General features: G+C 61.2%; 18 protein-coding genes. 13 read left to right on the forward strand and 5 right to left on the reverse strand.

What is annotated here, in order from left to right; genetic code table 11:
- Window positions 1-79 precede the first annotated feature (79 nt).
- The 4 genes from trbF to HB860_RS07350 are packed head-to-tail and all read left to right on the forward strand — an operon-like array spanning window position 80 to window position 2899.
- Window positions 80-397, forward strand: coding sequence for a conjugal transfer protein TrbF (gene trbF, locus HB860_RS07335; RefSeq protein WP_223177685.1), 318 nt, complete (start codon window positions 80-82; stop codon window positions 395-397).
- Window positions 394-1443, forward strand: a complete 1050-nt coding sequence (gene trbG, locus HB860_RS07340) for a P-type conjugative transfer protein TrbG (RefSeq protein ID WP_011191356.1) — start codon at window positions 394-396, stop codon at window positions 1441-1443. The genes trbF and trbG overlap by 4 nt, the downstream gene beginning before the upstream one ends.
- Entirely contained in the window at window positions 1440-2660 is a 1221-nt protein-coding gene (locus tag HB860_RS07345; protein WP_011191355.1) for a TrbI/VirB10 family protein, read from the forward strand. Before trbG ends, HB860_RS07345 begins: the two co-directional genes overlap by 4 nt.
- A 2-nt stretch (window positions 2661-2662) precedes the next feature.
- Entirely contained in the window at window positions 2663-2899 is a 237-nt protein-coding gene (locus tag HB860_RS07350) for a DUF2274 domain-containing protein (protein ID WP_026227538.1), read from the forward strand.
- Here HB860_RS07350 and HB860_RS07355 read toward each other — a convergent pair.
- Window positions 2896-3792, reverse strand: coding sequence for a LysR family transcriptional regulator (locus tag HB860_RS07355; RefSeq protein ID WP_011191354.1), 897 nt, complete (start codon window positions 3790-3792; stop codon window positions 2896-2898). The genes HB860_RS07350 and HB860_RS07355 overlap by 4 nt on opposite strands.
- Window positions 3793-4156: 364 nt before the next feature.
- Here HB860_RS07355 and HB860_RS07360 point away from each other — a divergent pair, with 364 nt between their 5' ends.
- Window positions 4157-4582 carry a MarR family winged helix-turn-helix transcriptional regulator gene (locus tag HB860_RS07360; protein ID WP_223944064.1) on the forward strand — a complete coding sequence of 142 codons (426 nt, stop codon included), beginning with the start codon at window positions 4157-4159 and terminating at the stop codon, window positions 4580-4582.
- A 26-nt stretch (window positions 4583-4608) separates the two neighbouring features.
- Window positions 4609-5568, forward strand: coding sequence for a YeeE/YedE thiosulfate transporter family protein (locus tag HB860_RS07365; protein WP_004099025.1), 960 nt, complete (start codon window positions 4609-4611; stop codon window positions 5566-5568).
- A gap of 38 nt (window positions 5569-5606) precedes the next feature.
- On the opposite strand, the gene HB860_RS07370 is transcribed toward HB860_RS07365, so the two are convergent.
- The gene (locus HB860_RS07370) at window positions 5607-5966 is read right to left on the reverse strand and encodes a DUF6314 family protein (RefSeq protein ID WP_166479491.1); all 360 of its coding nucleotides are present in this window, start codon (window positions 5964-5966) and stop codon (window positions 5607-5609) included.
- Between the two features lie 290 nt (window positions 5967-6256).
- Here HB860_RS07370 and HB860_RS07375 point away from each other — a divergent pair, with 290 nt between their 5' ends.
- Together HB860_RS07375 and HB860_RS07380 are read left to right on the forward strand one after the other, a co-directional pair.
- The gene (locus tag HB860_RS07375; RefSeq protein ID WP_004099027.1) at window positions 6257-6745 is read left to right on the forward strand and encodes a YkgB family protein; all 489 of its coding nucleotides are present in this window, start codon (window positions 6257-6259) and stop codon (window positions 6743-6745) included.
- Between the two features lie 557 nt (window positions 6746-7302).
- Complete coding sequence (locus HB860_RS07380; protein WP_004099028.1) at window positions 7303-7797, forward strand: MarR family winged helix-turn-helix transcriptional regulator; 495 nt, start codon at window positions 7303-7305, stop codon at window positions 7795-7797.
- A 396-nt stretch (window positions 7798-8193) separates the two neighbouring features.
- On the opposite strand, the gene HB860_RS07385 is transcribed toward HB860_RS07380, so the two are convergent.
- Genes HB860_RS07385 through HB860_RS07395 form a run of 3 tightly spaced genes read right to left on the reverse strand, consistent with a single transcriptional unit; the run spans window position 8194 to window position 11047 of the window.
- Complete coding sequence (locus HB860_RS07385) at window positions 8194-9216, reverse strand: zinc-binding alcohol dehydrogenase family protein (RefSeq protein WP_004099029.1); 1023 nt, start codon at window positions 9214-9216, stop codon at window positions 8194-8196.
- Between the two features lie 2 nt (window positions 9217-9218).
- Window positions 9219-9908 carry a peptide-methionine (S)-S-oxide reductase MsrA gene (gene msrA, locus HB860_RS07390; RefSeq protein WP_425267728.1) on the reverse strand — a complete coding sequence of 230 codons (690 nt, stop codon included), beginning with the start codon at window positions 9906-9908 and terminating at the stop codon, window positions 9219-9221.
- Window positions 9815-11047, reverse strand: a complete 1233-nt coding sequence (locus HB860_RS07395) for a bifunctional alpha/beta hydrolase/OsmC family protein (protein ID WP_004357650.1) — start codon at window positions 11045-11047, stop codon at window positions 9815-9817. Before HB860_RS07395 ends, msrA (HB860_RS07390) begins: the two co-directional genes overlap by 94 nt.
- Before the next feature lie 228 nt (window positions 11048-11275).
- Between HB860_RS07395 and HB860_RS07400 the strand changes: the two genes are divergently transcribed.
- From HB860_RS07400 to HB860_RS07420, 5 genes are all read left to right on the forward strand, one after another.
- Entirely contained in the window at window positions 11276-12151 is an 876-nt protein-coding gene (locus HB860_RS07400; protein ID WP_011191349.1) for a LysR family transcriptional regulator, read from the forward strand.
- 146 nt (window positions 12152-12297) lie between these two features.
- Window positions 12298-12741, forward strand: coding sequence for a peptide-methionine (R)-S-oxide reductase MsrB (gene msrB, locus HB860_RS07405; protein WP_004099035.1), 444 nt, complete (start codon window positions 12298-12300; stop codon window positions 12739-12741).
- A 1-nt stretch (window position 12742) separates the two neighbouring features.
- Window positions 12743-13282: a peptide-methionine (S)-S-oxide reductase MsrA gene (gene msrA, locus HB860_RS07410; RefSeq protein ID WP_004099036.1), complete on the forward strand. Its 540-nt coding sequence runs from the start codon at window positions 12743-12745 to the stop codon at window positions 13280-13282.
- Window positions 13283-13414: 132 nt separating this feature from the next.
- Window positions 13415-14119 (forward strand): glutathione S-transferase N-terminal domain-containing protein, encoded by a 705-nt coding sequence (locus HB860_RS07415; protein WP_004099038.1) that lies wholly within the window; start codon window positions 13415-13417, stop codon window positions 14117-14119.
- Entirely contained in the window at window positions 14116-15084 is a 969-nt protein-coding gene (locus HB860_RS07420) for a magnesium and cobalt transport protein CorA (RefSeq protein ID WP_011191347.1), read from the forward strand. The genes HB860_RS07415 and HB860_RS07420 overlap by 4 nt, the downstream gene beginning before the upstream one ends.
- The last annotated feature ends 71 nt before the right edge of the window (window positions 15085-15155 follow it).

The raw sequence follows: 15155 nt of genomic DNA on the forward strand, positions 1-15155 counted from the left end.
AGCAAGCCAACTTGTCGTCAAAATCGGTGTTGCAAAAACGGGAGTGACCATAGATTCCGTTTTCTGAGACGACCCCTGGCTGCGCGCCTACGACTTCACGACTGACCGCGGCGCCATGGCGCTCAATGACTACGCCCGCTCCAACGACCCCTTTACACGGGTCGGCCGGCAGCAGGTCGCTGTCGACGTCTCCAGCGTCATCCGCGCGTCCCCGGACAGCTTCCGCGTCGCCTGGGTCGAGCGCCGATACGAAAATGGCCAGCTCGCCGAGACCACGCGCTGGACCGCGATCCTGACGATCGTCGTGCAGATCCCCCGAAACGCCGACCGGCTCAGGGCGAACCCGCTCGGCATCTACGTCAACGCCATCAACTGGTCACGGGAGCTTGGGCAATGAAGCCGTATTTCCGTAAAGCCGGAAACCCGGCTTCACACACACACGTACTCCCGGCTCTCCGTAGAGCCGCATTCCCGGTCGTTCTGCTAGCGGCGACCGCGCTCGCGGGCTGCGCGACCACCAATCCGCCGCCGGAGATTTCCTACGACAATGCGGCTCCGGCGGTGCAGACCGTCGATCCACCCGCGCCGGTCACCGTGGTCGAGCTGCCCCGGCCGCTGCCGCTGCCTGGCCAATTGCAGCGTGTGGAGGAGACGCGGCGTGCCCCGGAGCCTTCTAATCCGACCGCTCGCGTCAACCAGGCAAACGAGGCGGCACGAGTCCAGCCGGTGCGCGACGGCTTCATTAACTCGATGCAGGTCTACCCGTGGACTCAAGGGGCGCTTTATCAAGTCTATACCGCCGTCGGGCAGATCACCGACATCGCGCTCCAACCCGGGGAGCAGCTTGTCGGCGCAGGCCCGGTGGCCGCCGGCGACACAGTGCGCTGGATCATCGGCGACACCGAGAGCGGATCGGGGGCAACGCGCCAGATCCACATCCTAGTAAAGCCCACCCGCGCCGACCTGATGACAAACCTCGTCATCAACACCAACATGCGCACCTATCACATGGAGCTGCGCTCGACAGAGCGCACCTATATGGCGTCGGTCTCATGGCAGTATCCGCAAGACCAGCTCATTGCGCTGCGCCGTCAGAACGCCGAGGCGCAGGCGGCCCAGCCGGTGGCGAGCGGCGTCGATCTCGCGAACGTCAACTTCCGCTATGCGATCGAGGGCGACCGTGCGCCGTGGCGGCCGCTGCGCGCCTTCGACGACGGACGCCAGGTCTTTATCGAGTTTCCGCGCGGCATCGGTCAGGGCGAGATGCCGCCACTCTTCGTCGTCGGCCCCGAGGGCAACACCTCTGAGCTCGTGAACTATCGCGTTCGCGGCCACCACATGATCGTTGATCGTCTGTTCGCGGCTGCCGAACTTCGCTTCGGCTCCGGCCGCGAGCAGAAGCGCGTCAGGATCGTCCGCACAGACGGGAGGCCGACCTCGTGAGCGAGAACCCGCCCCGGATTGAGGAAGTGCCGGACGACGATGCGCAGCCCCTGACCGGCGAGCCGGTCGGGCCTGCGCCGATGCGGCTGCGGGCCGAACCGCCCCGCGTCACCCGGTTGTCGCGGAAGGTTCTCGCCGGCCTCGGTCTTGTCGCCAGCGTCGGGCTCGGAGGTGCGCTGATCTACGCGCTTCAGACCCGCGACGCCGGTCGGCCGAACGACGAACTCTATTCGACCGAGAACCGCTCGACCGCTGACGGACTGGCCGGCCTGCCGCGAGATTACAGTGGCGTGCCACAGCTCGGTCCCCCTCTTCCCGGTGACCTCGGCCGGCCGATCCTTAGTACCCAGGATCGCGGACAGCCGGTGCCCACACCCGGGACGGCCACGCCCAATCCCGGCATCAGCCCGGAAGAGCAGCGCCGCCTTCAGGAAATCGAGACCGCGCGCACCAGCCGTCTCTTCTCCGGATCGGAAAGCCGGGGCACACCCGCTGCTGCGGGAGCTGCCCCAGCGCTCGCGCCGGTGCCGGATTTGGCGAGCATTGGCCTCGCTCCGCCGCCCGCCACGCCCTCGGCGCAGGACCGGCAGAACGCGTTTCTGAACGCCGCGGCCGATCGCAGGACGGTTGCGCCCGATCGCGTCGCTGCGCCAGTATCGCCGAACGTCCTTCAGGCGGGAGCAGTGATATCCGCGGCGCTGATCACCGGCATCCGATCCGATCTACCCGGCCAGATCACCGCGCAGGTCACCGAAAACATCTACGACAGCCCAACCGGCCGTATCTTGCTTGTGCCGCAAGGCACTCGTGTGGTCGGGCAGTACGACAACAACGTGCAGTTCGGCCAGAGCCGAGTCCTGCTCGTCTGGACTCGGCTCGTCTTCCCGAACGGGCGCTCGATCGTTCTCGAGCGCCAGCCTGGTGCTGACGCTGAAGGGTTCGCCGGGCTGCAGGATGGCGTCGATTACCATTGGTGGGATCTGGCCAAGGCTGCGGGATTGTCGACACTGCTGAGCGTCGGCGCCGAACTCGCGGTCGACAACGACGATCAGCTCGTTCAGGCGATCCGGAACGGTGGGCAGGACACCATCAACGACGCAGGGCAGCAGATTGTGAGGCGTCAGCTCAACGTCGCGCCCACGATCACTATTCGGCCCGGATTTCCCGTGCGCGTTCTCGTGACGCGAGACTTGGTACTGGAGCCATATGGAGGGTGATGATGTCGAAGCTTAAGCTAGGCCCCATCGCGGACGACAAGCCGCTTAAGGTACAGGTCGAGCTACCTGCAGCTCTCCACCAGGACCTTGTTGACTACGCCCACCTATTGGGCCGAGAGCAAGGTCAGTCCGCTGTTGACCCAGCTCGGTTAATCGTCCCGATGTTACAACGGTTCATCGCGACAGACCGTGGCTTCGCCAAAGCCAGGCGAACGTTGACGCCGGGGAGCGCCGATTAATCCGTGGTCCCCGCTCTAGAGGGGGTGTCGAAACACTTCAGCAGCAGCGGCAGAGTCGGGTTGTCGTTGTCACTGGAAGAAATTATAGCGGCCGTCGGCGCCCGCGCCGATGGGAGCGGGATCAACGCGATATCCGGCCGGTAGATCACGCTGGTGATGGTCAAGCCGAAGCCCTGTTCGACCATCGTCAGCAGGGTTTCTCGGCTGACTTGTTGGATCGAGAGTTGAACCGCTCCGTCTCCGGCGCCCACCATGCGCCGGAGTATGCCAGCGAGCTCACGCCCAGCGCCATCCGAGCGAACGAGGAAGACTTCGTCACAAACGTCCTCCCACGACAGCTGTGGCCGTGCTGCCAACTCGTGAAGCGGGGACAATGCCACGAACAGATCTGGTTCGCAGAGACGTCGAACTTGGAACTGAGGGCTCTTGCTCGCACTCAGGCTGATTGCTGCGTCCAGTAATCCGCGCTTCACCCCCAAAGTGTTTTCTTCTGAAGTGCCTTCCTCAAGCTTTACCTCGATCGTCGGATGTCTATTTCTGAATGCCGAGAGAATGTTGATGATCGGGCACGCCGGGAACGCTTCAAGCATTCCAAACCTCACGAGCCCGGTCTTGAGTTTCCGCGCGGAGCGGATCTCCGTTGCGGCGTTACGAAGGTAGCGCGCTCCCACCACCGCTTGTTGAAGGAAGCGCTCACCTTCTGGAGTCAGCCCTGCCCCCGCTCGCGTACGCTTGAAGAGAGAAAAGCCAAGTTGGCGCTCAAACAGCTGCACACGTCGGCTGACGGTGGATTGCGATATCGATAGGCGCTCCGCCGCTCGGCGGAAGCTGCCGGCCTCGGCGACCTGAACGGCGTACTTCAGGTATCGGAGATCAAGAGTCAGGTCGGGCATGAGACCCGTCCGATCATACCGGCGGTCTCATCGGCGAACCGCCTGCGCCCGGTGAGCGGCACCCATGCACGTCCACTTTCATCGAGCCCACCCCCGCTAGCGCCTGGGGAACGAGCACGTCCGTTGATCTCAGATGTGGAATCCGAGCTGAGCCCCTCAATGAGCATGACCATGTCCGAATCTGTCATAGATGCATGCGGCGGTCATACATTTTCACACGCTTGAAGTCTATGCGCGAAGCATATATTCTTGCGGTATGGAGCCTGAGGTCGCCAAGTACCATTTAGGTGCACTCGCGTTGGCCGTTGCAGACAGCATCGCCAGTGTCTCGGCCTCGTTTTCACCAAGCGGCCCGGGGACCGCCGTGATCGTGTTACTCAGCATGGAGCCCGGACTGCCGATCAGCGTTTTGGCTACCTCGATCGGGCTTTCTCATGCCGGGACGGTGCGATTGATCGATAGGCTCGAGCGCGAACAGTTGGTGGAACGACGAAGACAAATCACCGACAGGCGGGCGCGCTTCATTCACCTCACCAATTCGGGGAAGAAGATAACGGACGCCTTGCTCAAGGCACGGGAGCAGGTGATCTCCGAATGTATTTCGCCCCTGTCGCCCAATGACCTCGACATTCTAGGCATGCTGTCGGAGCGGCTCCTTGTGGCAAACGGCTTCGACAAAGATGGCTCGGTCAGCCTTTGCCATCTGTGCGGCTACAGCAGGATCGCGCCTTCCCGTGGTAAAGCTAAGCCGGGGCGCTCGCCACGCTGGAACGTCGCATCAGAAGGCTGACGATATGATCAGGCAGGCTTGAAATAATGGGATCGTTTGCGCTCGAACTTCTTCTATGCGTACTTGCCTTCGGGTTCGGATATGCGGCGAACCAAGGCGGAACCTGTTTAGTGGTGGCCGCTCATGAGTTACACAGAAGACAGCCGCCGAAAATGTTCGTCGGATTTCTCGCAGCGTCGGCAGCGGCAGGCCTGGTTGCGGTCCCGATAGTCTGGACGGGAACACTGGGCGCAACACTCGCACCCTCGACCAGCATCAATTTCCTCCTGCTCATCGGCGCCATCGCCTTCGGCCTCGGCGCACTCATTAATGACACATGCCTGCTCGGATCGCTGGCGCGGCTTGGGGATGGGGAGATGCGACTTCTAGCTCTACCCTTGGGATTAACGATTGGTATCTTGGCTGCCGACCATGGCAGGTTCGGCTACGATTCAACATGGCCAAGCTTAATCTCCAAACCGAGCGCAACAGGCCTCGTTACTCTCCTAGCCTTCCTAGTTGTGCTCGTGCTGGCACTCGTTTTCGTTTCCACGAAGAGCGTTCTGCGAACAAAGCCGGGTTGGTCGTTCGGCGCTTCGATGATTGGACTCGGTATCACTGGCGGACTTCTATATGCACTCTCGCCGGCCTGGACCTTCGCAGACGTGATTCAACGCGCCCTTCCTCTCAGAATGTCCCCGGCCGGCGAGGTCGCGCTCACTGCGGTGATCTCTTCGATCGCAGGCGCCCTAACCGCCTCCTTTCGCCAAGGCAATCTGCGTCTCCAACTGCCGACAGCCAATGGCATTCTGCGATCTGTCGTCGGCGGCACATTGATGGGTATCGGCATCGCGCTCATACCCGGCGGGAATGATGGGTTGATCCTCGCAGCGGTTCCGACTCTTTCACCTGGTGGGATAGTCGCCTACCTTCTGATGACGACGACAATCGTCTTCGGATTTGCAGCGCGTGGTAAGTTATTCCGGCGCTGCCTTTCACGGCCATGATAAGGGCAACAGAGGACTTGCCCTCCTGACATGAGCATTTATCCCGACCGGGAATATCGGCTGACTAGCTCGTATGCCTTTGCAGGCCCTTGGACCATGATGACCACTTCAAAGGCCGCCGGCCCCAGAATCCTGTAGGTTGCATGGTAGGTGTCGTCTCCGCAGGCATAGACGCCACTCGCTTCCAACCCGGTATCCGTCCGCGAGAAACTCAAGCTGAGGAACTGCGTCCCGATATGAGGTCCGTCTGCGAACTCGACGACAACACTGTCCTCGCTCAAGCGATAGCGATACTGCCGGCACGCGGAGAATACTCTGCCATCTGCCAGTGAGAGAATGCCGCTCTCTCGATAAGCGAGCGCGCCTTCGCCGATCGCTGCTACGATTTCGGTGGGCATGGTTATCTCGTCCAGGGCCGCGTCCATCCGTACAGGCTGGACGTTTGCCAACGGGCTATAGGCCCACCCGGAGCGCCAGCCCCATCAAGTCAAAATCCCGCAAAGGTCGCGCGTTTGCTGGGTAAAGGCATCGCCGATGAGGATGGCTTCGTGAGGCAGCGAAGCGCGAGCCAGCCGCTCGACATATCTCGCTTATTAGTATATGCGTCGCGCATATACTGCAACGCCTGCCCGAAGCACGTAGACGACGTTCGTGACGTTCCCACGGGACCACTGTTGAGGAATTTTAGATGAGCATTTTCGACCGTTATGAATTTCTTGTCCCCGAGCACGGTCGGAGGGATCTTGGCCTGCTTAGATGGGCTCTCGTGATCGTATTTCTGTGGTTCGGCGCGATGAAGTTCACAGCGTACGAGGCCTATGGTATCGCCCCGTTTATCGAACACAGCCCGATCATGAATTGGCTCGGCATGTTCGGGACGCAGGGGCAAAGCTATTTCATCGGCGTTATCGAGTTATCGACCGGTCTCGTTCTGATCCTTGGTGCATTTCGTCCACTCTTCTCTGCGCTAGGCGCACTAATGTCAGCAGCGACCTATCTGATCACGCTGACCTTTTTCATCACCACTCCAGGTGTCGCGGAGCAGACTGCCGGCGGCTTTCCTGCGATTTCGGCTGCACCAGGGCAGTTTCTACTGAAGGACGCAGTTCTGCTAGCGGCGTCCCTCGTGCTGCTGCGTGCTTCGGTCCGCCACAGAGGGGCGCTTGTGCTCTCGTGACTGTGGTCCTCTCGTGACGGCGGGCGTGCAAATCCTGCAGAACCTCCGCGGGGCATGGATGCTCCGTCGCGATATCGAGCCCGGAGGCGCTCAGCTGCATGGCGACGCGGTCTTCGCCCGTTTCGCCGCAATCCCCGACGTCGTGGAGCACGGACTGTTCCTCAATGGGATTGATACAATCGTGATCGCGCGCGGTGACACGATGGAAGTGCGACGCCGGGGGCAAGCTAGGTCTCGCTGATCTGCACCTGCGCGGCCTGGATGACAGCGCTGACGCGGAGTGATTCTCGGGCGCGACCTACGGCGATTCCGAGCGAAAAGGCTTGCCCTATAGCCGCCAGGTATCAACGGTTCCGCGGCCTTAACGAGCCGGACCCGTTTTTTTCGGCGCGCTCGATCAGTCGAAATCCTCCGAAACCCTTCTAAAACAGGACATTTTCCACAAGCCGCGCGGAGGAAGAGGACCACGGTATGGCTTGCTGTCTATGCTCCGCGCACATATAGATGTGGCAATGGATGGACCTCGAGATCGAAACATTTTCGGGGCGTTCGCACTCATGATCAGCGACGACATCGTTCGCGCTAGTTCATCGCGGGCGCCGGAAGCTGGACCCGCCGCCTCAGCGCTGGCGTTGCTCGCGCACAAGCCCGGGCTCTCGATCCGTATGCTTGCGATCGGGGTGGGCCTTTCACATGCTGGAACTGTTCGCCTGGTGGATAGATTGGTAAGCGAGGGATTGATCGAGCGTAGGGAGCATTCGACAGACGGGCGCGCGCGATCCCTCTATCTTACTCCAACTGGCAAGGTCGCGAGCGACGAGGTCCTGGCCTCGCGCGATCAAGTGATTGCCGAAGGGCTATCGATCCTTAATCCAGACGAACTGAAAACCTTATCGGACATCGCTGAACGCGTTCTCCGAAATCGCTTGGAAAACCTCGAGCAGTCATACCGCATCTGCCGCTTGTGCTGCTACGAGGGCTGCACGAACTGCCCCGTCGATGCCGAATTGCATGAGCGAGGTGTGGACCGCGAGAAGAACGACGACGCGTAGGAGACTCGCAATTGCGGCAGCTCAACGCTGCTCAGATGGCGGGGCTTCATAATGTCAGCGAGCCTACCATCAGCCGCATTCTTTTGGCTACGCGTCAAGCCGGCCGATCGGGCATGGCGGTCTCATTCTAATATGTCGGTGATCGCCCCACTTTTAGCCGCTCAATTGATCGGAACGCGGTTTCGGAAGCGGCCGTTCAAACCACTCGCTGCATTCCCATTTCTCTATGTCCGATAGGTAGTTTCGGGGAAAAGCAGTCGGGAACAGGTTTCGGGAACGCATGCTCCGGCAGGAGCGCAGCGCGCGTCCCAAACGCGTTTTCCCGGTAGAGCTTCCCAATCGGCAAAGTGCGGGCCACCTCAGACTGCGAACGCGAAAAACCGCCTGGCTGGTCACTCAAGGCAGGGTAACGACGATTTTCGCTGCGGATACACCCGCCTTCAGGGCTTCCAAGGCAGCCTGGAGCATTTCAAGGCCCTGGCCCACGATCTTCGCCGGAGGGGCGGGGACGAACGTGCGCGCCGCGAGAGCCTGCGGCAGGAATTCGCGGTAGATCATTGGACCAACCTCGTCATCCTTGAGGCTCGTCCCGGAGATGTGCGTCGCCTCGACTCCAAATGAACGCTCGTCGGGCGGGGCCAGCGTCGCTGCCACCCGGCGCGAGCCCTCGCATCTCGCAACTACGGCAAAACAGTCTTTCATGTGACCGGTCGCGTGAAGCGTTCCAGCGAGACTGCGCCCGCGCATTGCCTCAATCACGTCTTCCACGATGGCTGGACTCGAGTGGTCAAGAACCTCGCTTGCACCCAGCTCCTTCAACAGGCCGACGTTGCGCGCCGAAGCGGTGGCGACGCACCTGTAGCCCGACGCCACCGCGAGCTGGATGGCGTTGCAGCCAACGCTCGACGATCCACCCCAGACCAGAACGACCTCTGGACGCGCGGTCGGCGAGTGTAACGGTGGCGCGAGAGCCAACTGTGTCCGTCCGTAGAGCCCGCTTGCGGCGGTGCCAAGGCCAAGCGGGAGGACTGCCGCATCAGCGAAGGCAATGTTGTTGGGGATCGGCGCCGCCATGTGGTCCAGCACGATCGTGTGGTGCTGGAACGCACCCTGCGCAGGTTGATTTACGGTTGTCCCGACCGCCTGTCCGATGACTCGATCGCCGACCTTGAACCGCTCGACCGCGCCACCGACCGCCGCGACCTCACCGGAGACGTCGCTGCCGAGAATCGCGGGATAGTCGAGCCATGGCAAAAGCGCGACGTCCTGCAGAATCCAGTCGAGTGGGTTGATCGCGATGGCCGCGTTGCGGATCAATATCTCGTTCGCCGCCAGATGCGGCAGAGCGGTGACACCGATCCTCAGTGGCTGCCCCGGCGCTTTCTGCCAGGCGGCCTGATTAGTCACGGTTTCGGTCATCATCAACTCTTTCTGTCAAGTATTACAGCTGGGCGTTCGTCTGAGCGGTCCAACCGCCAGGTCGGGCGCACGAAGTGGCAGCTATAGCCCCCAGGATAGCGCACCAGGTATTCTTGGTGCTCTGGCTCCGCCTCCCAAAAGGGTTCTTCTGGGTTGATCTCCGACACGACCGGGCCTGGCCAGCTTCCTGATGCCTCGATTTCCGCGATGGTTGTGAGGGCGACTTCCTTCTGCACTTCGGTGGTGTAGAAAATCGCCGATCGATAGCTCGGACCGACATCGCTGCCTTGTTGCTCGTAGGTCGTGGGGTCATGTATCTGGAAGAAGAGTTCCAAGAGCGAGCGATAGGCGAGAACGGAAGGGTCGAAGGTCACTTCCACTGCTTCCGCATGGCCGTAATGTCTCGCGTAGGTCGGATCAGGCATTTCTCCGCCTGTGTAACCGACACGCGTCGAAATGACTCCCCTGGCTCGGCGCAGCAAATCCTCCATGCCCCAGAAGCAGCCGCCTGCGAGAATTGCTCGCTCTGTCGCGGCCGCCCTATTGCCGGTAGGCGATTGGCTCACAGTCCGTTCGCCCTCCTCCGTGTGCGCCACGGTCAAGCCAGCCTCGCGGGATCCGCAGCCTGACTGGCGCTCAAGAGCTCGGTCTGCACGTCCGAACCCCGGATGAGACTCAGATCGACGGGACACCGATCAGCGATCGCGAGGATCCGAGCGCGCTGATCATCACTCAGCGGCCCATCGAGGACAATGGTGCGGGTGAACCGGTCGGGTGGCATCATGTCCGGCACCTTCTCGTGCTGCACGGTCGTGCTCGCCCGTTCGAGCGGAAAGCCCTTGCGGTTCGCATAGAGACGCATCGTCATCACCGTGCAGGCTGCGAGGCCGGCAGATACGAGTTCGTAGGGAGATAGTCCGGTCCCGAGGCCACCGACCGATGCTGGCTCGTCGGCGAACAGAGTGTGCTCGCCGCTGCGGACCTTGAGCTGGAACGTCCCTGCAAGAGTTTCGGTGGAGACGACGCCCTCCGCAACCTCGACCTGCGGAAGATCCGCGCTGAGTGGTGGGAGAAAGCGGCTCGCCCAAACCGCCACCATGGCCGCGGCGTAGTTCGCGTCCGCGACGTCGGTGAGAAGGTGATCCGCGTTGTCGAGCGAGATGAAGCTTTTAGGGTGCCTGGACGCGACGAAGATGCGCGACGCGTGGTCGATGCCGACCACCTGATCCAGCGGAGAGTGCATGACCAGCACCGGCCGTCGCAGGGAGGCAATGGCCTTCTCGACGTCGATCCCCTCAACCGCCTCAAGGAACCCTCGGCGAATGAGGAAGGGCCTACCGGCAATCTCCACCGAGGCCTCGCCCTCGCTCGCGATGGTGTCCAGATCATTCGGTCCGAAGAGGCGCAAGATATGCTGAAGGTCGGCCGGCGCACCAATCGTCGCTACCGCCGCAATATCAGGCATGTCGGCGGCGGCTACGATCGCAGCGGTGCCACCCAGGCTGTGCCCGACGAGGAGGGACGGTGACATGCCCGCCGCCGCCATCGCATTTGCGGCGGCCCGAAGGTCCTCGACGTCCGACGCGAAGTTCACAGGTTCTCCCGTCCCACCGCCGATCCCGGTCCCGGCGAAATCGAACCTCAAGACCCCGATGCCCGCACGCGACAGCGCGCGCGAGATGTGAACAGCGGCGCGACTGTCTTTCCCGCACGTGAAGCAGTGGGCGAAGATCGCCCAGCCCCGCGGCGTCCCTTCCGGCGGTTCGAGGTGCCCGGACAGCGGAGAGCCAGCCCCACTGACAAACGTAAATGATCTTCCTGCCATGTCCATCAAACCTCCAGCACGCGGCTTGGCGGTTGCGCTCTCAGAACCTTCGACGGAGCTGAGCGGAGCGCACCGCCAACCGGTAATCGTCATCTCAGGCTATCATTTATATGTCTGGCGCATATAGACAAGCCCCTATACCATGATTATATGCGCCAAGCATACTTCTGCGACCTGCTTTCCAAAGGCGGTCTCACGGAAGAGGTATCAGTCAGGCGCGTGGGCCAAAGGACTATGGAACTCAATCAAGTCAGCTATTTCATCAACTTGGCCGAGACGCTGAATTTCACAGCGGCCGCTCGCTTGAGCGGTGTGTCACAGCCAAGTCTGACCCGCGCGATCCGCCGCTTGGAAGATGAGCTTGGCGGGCCGCTGATCTATCGCGACGGGAAGAACAGCCGCCTGACTGGCCTTGGCCATGACGTCGAGGCAGAATTCCGGCGCATGGTGGTCGCGATGAAGAGCGTTCGCAATCACTCGGAGCACTGGGCGATGGGGGGGCACCGCGTGCTGGATGTCGCCGTCGCGCCCACCGTCGGACCAAAGGAATTTACGGCATTCTTCGAGAGCGCATTGGCGGAGATGCCATCCATCGAAATCAAGCTGCACTCGCTCCAGTCGAACGAGGACACATCGGAGGTGCTTTCAGGAAAATACCACGCGTGCATCATGCCGCGTGAAACAAGACCGGAACGCAAGCTGGATGTGCATCCTCTATTTCGGGAGCGCTTCGTGCTCGGCTGTTCTGCAAACCATCCCTTGGCTGCCAACGAGATCGTGCGCGGCGAAGACCTGCTCGAGTTTCCTTTCGTCGATCGCCTGAAATGCGAGTTTCGCGATCGGATCCTCGATCACTTCGCGCGACGGGACTTGCTCATGCGACCTCGCTTTCGATCAGATCGCGAGGACTGGGTGCAACGGGTCGTCGCTGACGGCCACGCCATATGCATTCTTCCGGAACGATCGCCGACCGTGCAAGGCCTCGTCACTCGGCCGATCGACGGATTTGTCTTGGAGCGCGAAGTCGTGATCGCGACAGTATCCGGCTCCACGGCAACGGTCGAGATACGGAACATCGCGCAGCTGGCAGCCCGGTATGAGTGGAACTGAATCACGACGTGAAGAGCTTCGGCGCTATGGAAACTATACGCGCAGCGTATTGGATAAATCTGGGGCGCACTGCTATAGTCGGCGCAATGACTGCAAAGATAAATGACAGTGTGTCGAGCTCTCTAGATTAATTATTGGAGACTATCATGAAGTTTGAGAAGTCACAGGCAGCAGTTGACCGCCTGACCCCCGAGCAACGCCGGATTACCCAGGATTCGGGGACCGAAAGGCCCTTCACGGGTGAGCACAACGACAACAAGGAGCCTGGCATCTACGTCGACATAGTGTCGGGAGAGCCGCTGTTCGCTTCAACGGACAAGTTCGATTCGGGTACTGGCTGGCCCAGCTTCACCAAGCCGATCGTTCCGGCAAACGTGAACGAGGTGCGGGACAGTGCACACGGCATGGTCCGGACGGAGGTCAGGTCGGTACACGCCGACAGCCATCTGGGCCACGTTTTCCCGGACGGTCCTTCCGACCGCGGCGGTCTGCGCTACTGCATCAACTCTGCGTCCCTTCGCTTCATCCCGCGCGACGAGATGGAGTCCGAGGGATACGGTGAATATCTCGATCAAGTAGAGGAGGCTTAACATGCATCAGCGCGCTGTTCTCGCAGGAGGATGTTTCTGGGGCATGCAGGATCTGATCCGCAAGCGGCCCGGCATCATCTCGACCCGTGTGGGTTACACGGGCGGCGATATTCCGAACGCCACGTATCGTAATCACGGCACGCATGCCGAGGGGATCGAGATTGTCTTCGACCCGACAGTGACGAGCTACCGGCACATCCTGGAATTCTTCTTCCAGATCCACGATCCGACGACGCTGAACCGCCAGGGCAATGATCGTGGGCTCTCCTACCGGTCGGGCATCTATTATGTCGACGAGGAGCAGAAGCGCGTCGCCGAGGATACGATCGCCGATGTGGATGCCTCGGGGCTGTGGGATGGCAAAGTGGTGACCGAGGTCCAGCCGGTCGGCGAGTTCTGGGAGGCCGAGCCCGATCACCAGGATTATCTGGAGAAGCGGCCGGGCGGCTACACCTGCCACTTCGTCCGTCCCGACTGGGTTCTTCCAAAGCGGCATGAGGCCGGCGATGTGAGCCCTGCGGCCGGGGCTGCAGCGGAATAGGCTTCGCTGCCGTTAGTGCCGCGCCGATCCGGTTCGCAACCTCCGACGACCGCGTCAATCGACGCGGTCGTCGAACCCGGCCTTGAAGCAGATCATTCCATTCAGCCGCCGTCGCAGTGCCAGGATCCAGATATGACAGACCTCTCCTCCTTTCCCATCACGCAGCGCTGGCCAGCATCTTATCCGGATCGCTTGCAACTATACGCGGCCCCCACGCCCAACGGCGTCAAGGTCTCGATGATGCTGGAGGAGACTGGCCTGCCGTATGAGCCCCACTTCGTCGACATCTCGAACAACGAGTCGAAGGATCCAGCGTTCGTGTCGTTGAATCCCAACGGCCGCATACCCGCGATCATCGATCCGGCTGGCCCTGACGGCCAGCCCATTGGCATATGGGAAACCGGTGCGATCCTCATCTATCTGGCCGACAAGACGGGGCAGCTCATCTCAACAACACCCGCCCAGCGGTACGAGACTCTGGCCTGGGTGTTCTTTCAGGTGTCGGGCGTTGGGCCGACCTTCGGACAGCTAGGCTTTTTCCTGCGATTTGCCGGCAAGGACTATGAGGACAAGCGACCTCGGCAGCGCTTTGTTGATGAATCCAGGCGTCTTCTCGGGGTCCTGGATCACCGGCTGGAGGGCCGCGAATGGATTGTCGATGATTACTCGATCGCGGACATTGCGACGTTTGGCTGGGTGAATGCGCTGGTCGAATTCTACGCAGCGGGCGACATCCTCGGCCTAAGCAGCTATTCGAACGTGCAGGCATGGCTCGAACGCGGGCTGGCGCGACCGGCTGTACAGCGTGGCCTGCGAATTCCTGCGAGGCCTGCATGACCATTATCGCCGCATATTATTACAACGAAGGTAAGCGAGTCCGTGAAATCAGGCTCGATGAGCACGTCGAACTAAACGAGAATCGCTCGGGCTTCTGCTGGATCGCGCTTAGCGAGCCCACCGCAGACGAACTCAGCGCGATCCAGACGACGTATAACCTCCATCCTTTGGCGATCGACAACGCCATGCACCCGCTGTGCCCGCCCAAGCTCGAGGTCTACAACGATGAGTTGTACGTCGTCGCCCAGACCGCCGAGCTGGTCGGCGACCGGATCAGCTACGGCAAGATGGCGATCTTCACCGGTCACAATCACCTTATCACCGTGCGGCACGGCAATGCCGGAGCGCTGGGCAAACTTCGGGAGCAACTCGAGGCATCGCCGACGCAGTTCGGCAAGGGTGTCGACTATGTGCTGCACGCGATCTTGCACCGAGTGGTCGACCAGTATCTGCCCATCTTCGAAATGATCGAGGACGACGTCCTGGCGATGGAGCGACGGTCGCTGCACGATTTCCTCGGGCCAGAAGAGGTGGCGCGAATCTTCGAACTAAGGTCCGAACTCACGCGGTTCCAGCGCACGCTCGGGGCTATGGCCGAGCTGGTGCGAAAGCTCGTTCGCGGCCACTTTCCCTGCATCAGCGCCGAAATGACACCATATTTCCACGACGTCGCGGACCATGTCCACCGCGTGCAGTCCATGGTCGACGGCCTCCTGCTTATCCTGTCCACGGTCTTCGAGGCCAGCAGCCTTCTGGAAGCGCAAAGGATCGGTGTGGTCACTCGCCAGCTCGCGGCCTGGGCGGCGATCTTGGCGGTCCCGACGGCGATCGCCGGAATATATGGCATGAACTTCAAGCACATGCCGGAACTGGACACGCCATATGGCTACTTCGTCGTGCTCGGAGTGATAGCGGTGTTCTGCCTTCTCCTATTCATGCGCTTCAAGAAGGCCAAGTGGCTATGAGTAACGCACTTCGCGAGCTTCTCCGTCCGCCGAGTCACAGCGCGCTTTGTGCGCGAGCGTGTCCAATCCAG

The sequence above is a fragment of the Aeromonas genomosp. paramedia genome (assembly GCF_023093515.1).
In the GTDB taxonomy this organism is placed as follows: domain Bacteria; phylum Pseudomonadota; class Gammaproteobacteria; order Enterobacterales; family Aeromonadaceae; genus Aeromonas.

Excerpts from the sequence above, each read along its gene's own strand:
- trbG (WP_011191356.1), top strand. The coding sequence starts at position 394 with ATGAAGCCGTATTTCCGTAAAGCCGGAAACCCGGCTTCACACACACAC.
- HB860_RS07350 (WP_026227538.1), top strand. The coding sequence starts at position 2,663 with ATGTCGAAGCTTAAGCTAGGCCCCATCGCGGACGACAAGCCGCTTAAG.
- HB860_RS07355 (WP_011191354.1), bottom strand. The coding sequence starts at position 3,792 with ATGCCCGACCTGACTCTTGATCTCCGATACCTGAAGTACGCCGTTCAG.
- HB860_RS07365 (WP_004099025.1), top strand. The coding sequence starts at position 4,609 with ATGGGATCGTTTGCGCTCGAACTTCTTCTATGCGTACTTGCCTTCGGG.
- HB860_RS07370 (WP_166479491.1), bottom strand. The coding sequence starts at position 5,966 with ATGCCCACCGAAATCGTAGCAGCGATCGGCGAAGGCGCGCTCGCTTAT.
- HB860_RS07375 (WP_004099027.1), top strand. The coding sequence starts at position 6,257 with ATGAGCATTTTCGACCGTTATGAATTTCTTGTCCCCGAGCACGGTCGG.
- HB860_RS07380 (WP_004099028.1), top strand. The coding sequence starts at position 7,303 with ATGATCAGCGACGACATCGTTCGCGCTAGTTCATCGCGGGCGCCGGAA.
- HB860_RS07385 (WP_004099029.1), bottom strand. The coding sequence starts at position 9,216 with ATGACCGAAACCGTGACTAATCAGGCCGCCTGGCAGAAAGCGCCGGGG.
- HB860_RS07395 (WP_004357650.1), bottom strand. The coding sequence starts at position 11,047 with ATGGACATGGCAGGAAGATCATTTACGTTTGTCAGTGGGGCTGGCTCT.
- HB860_RS07400 (WP_011191349.1), top strand. The coding sequence starts at position 11,276 with ATGGAACTCAATCAAGTCAGCTATTTCATCAACTTGGCCGAGACGCTG.
- msrB (WP_004099035.1), top strand. The coding sequence starts at position 12,298 with ATGAAGTTTGAGAAGTCACAGGCAGCAGTTGACCGCCTGACCCCCGAG.
- msrA (WP_004099036.1), top strand. The coding sequence starts at position 12,743 with ATGCATCAGCGCGCTGTTCTCGCAGGAGGATGTTTCTGGGGCATGCAG.
- HB860_RS07415 (WP_004099038.1), top strand. The coding sequence starts at position 13,415 with ATGACAGACCTCTCCTCCTTTCCCATCACGCAGCGCTGGCCAGCATCT.
- HB860_RS07420 (WP_011191347.1), top strand. The coding sequence starts at position 14,116 with ATGACCATTATCGCCGCATATTATTACAACGAAGGTAAGCGAGTCCGT.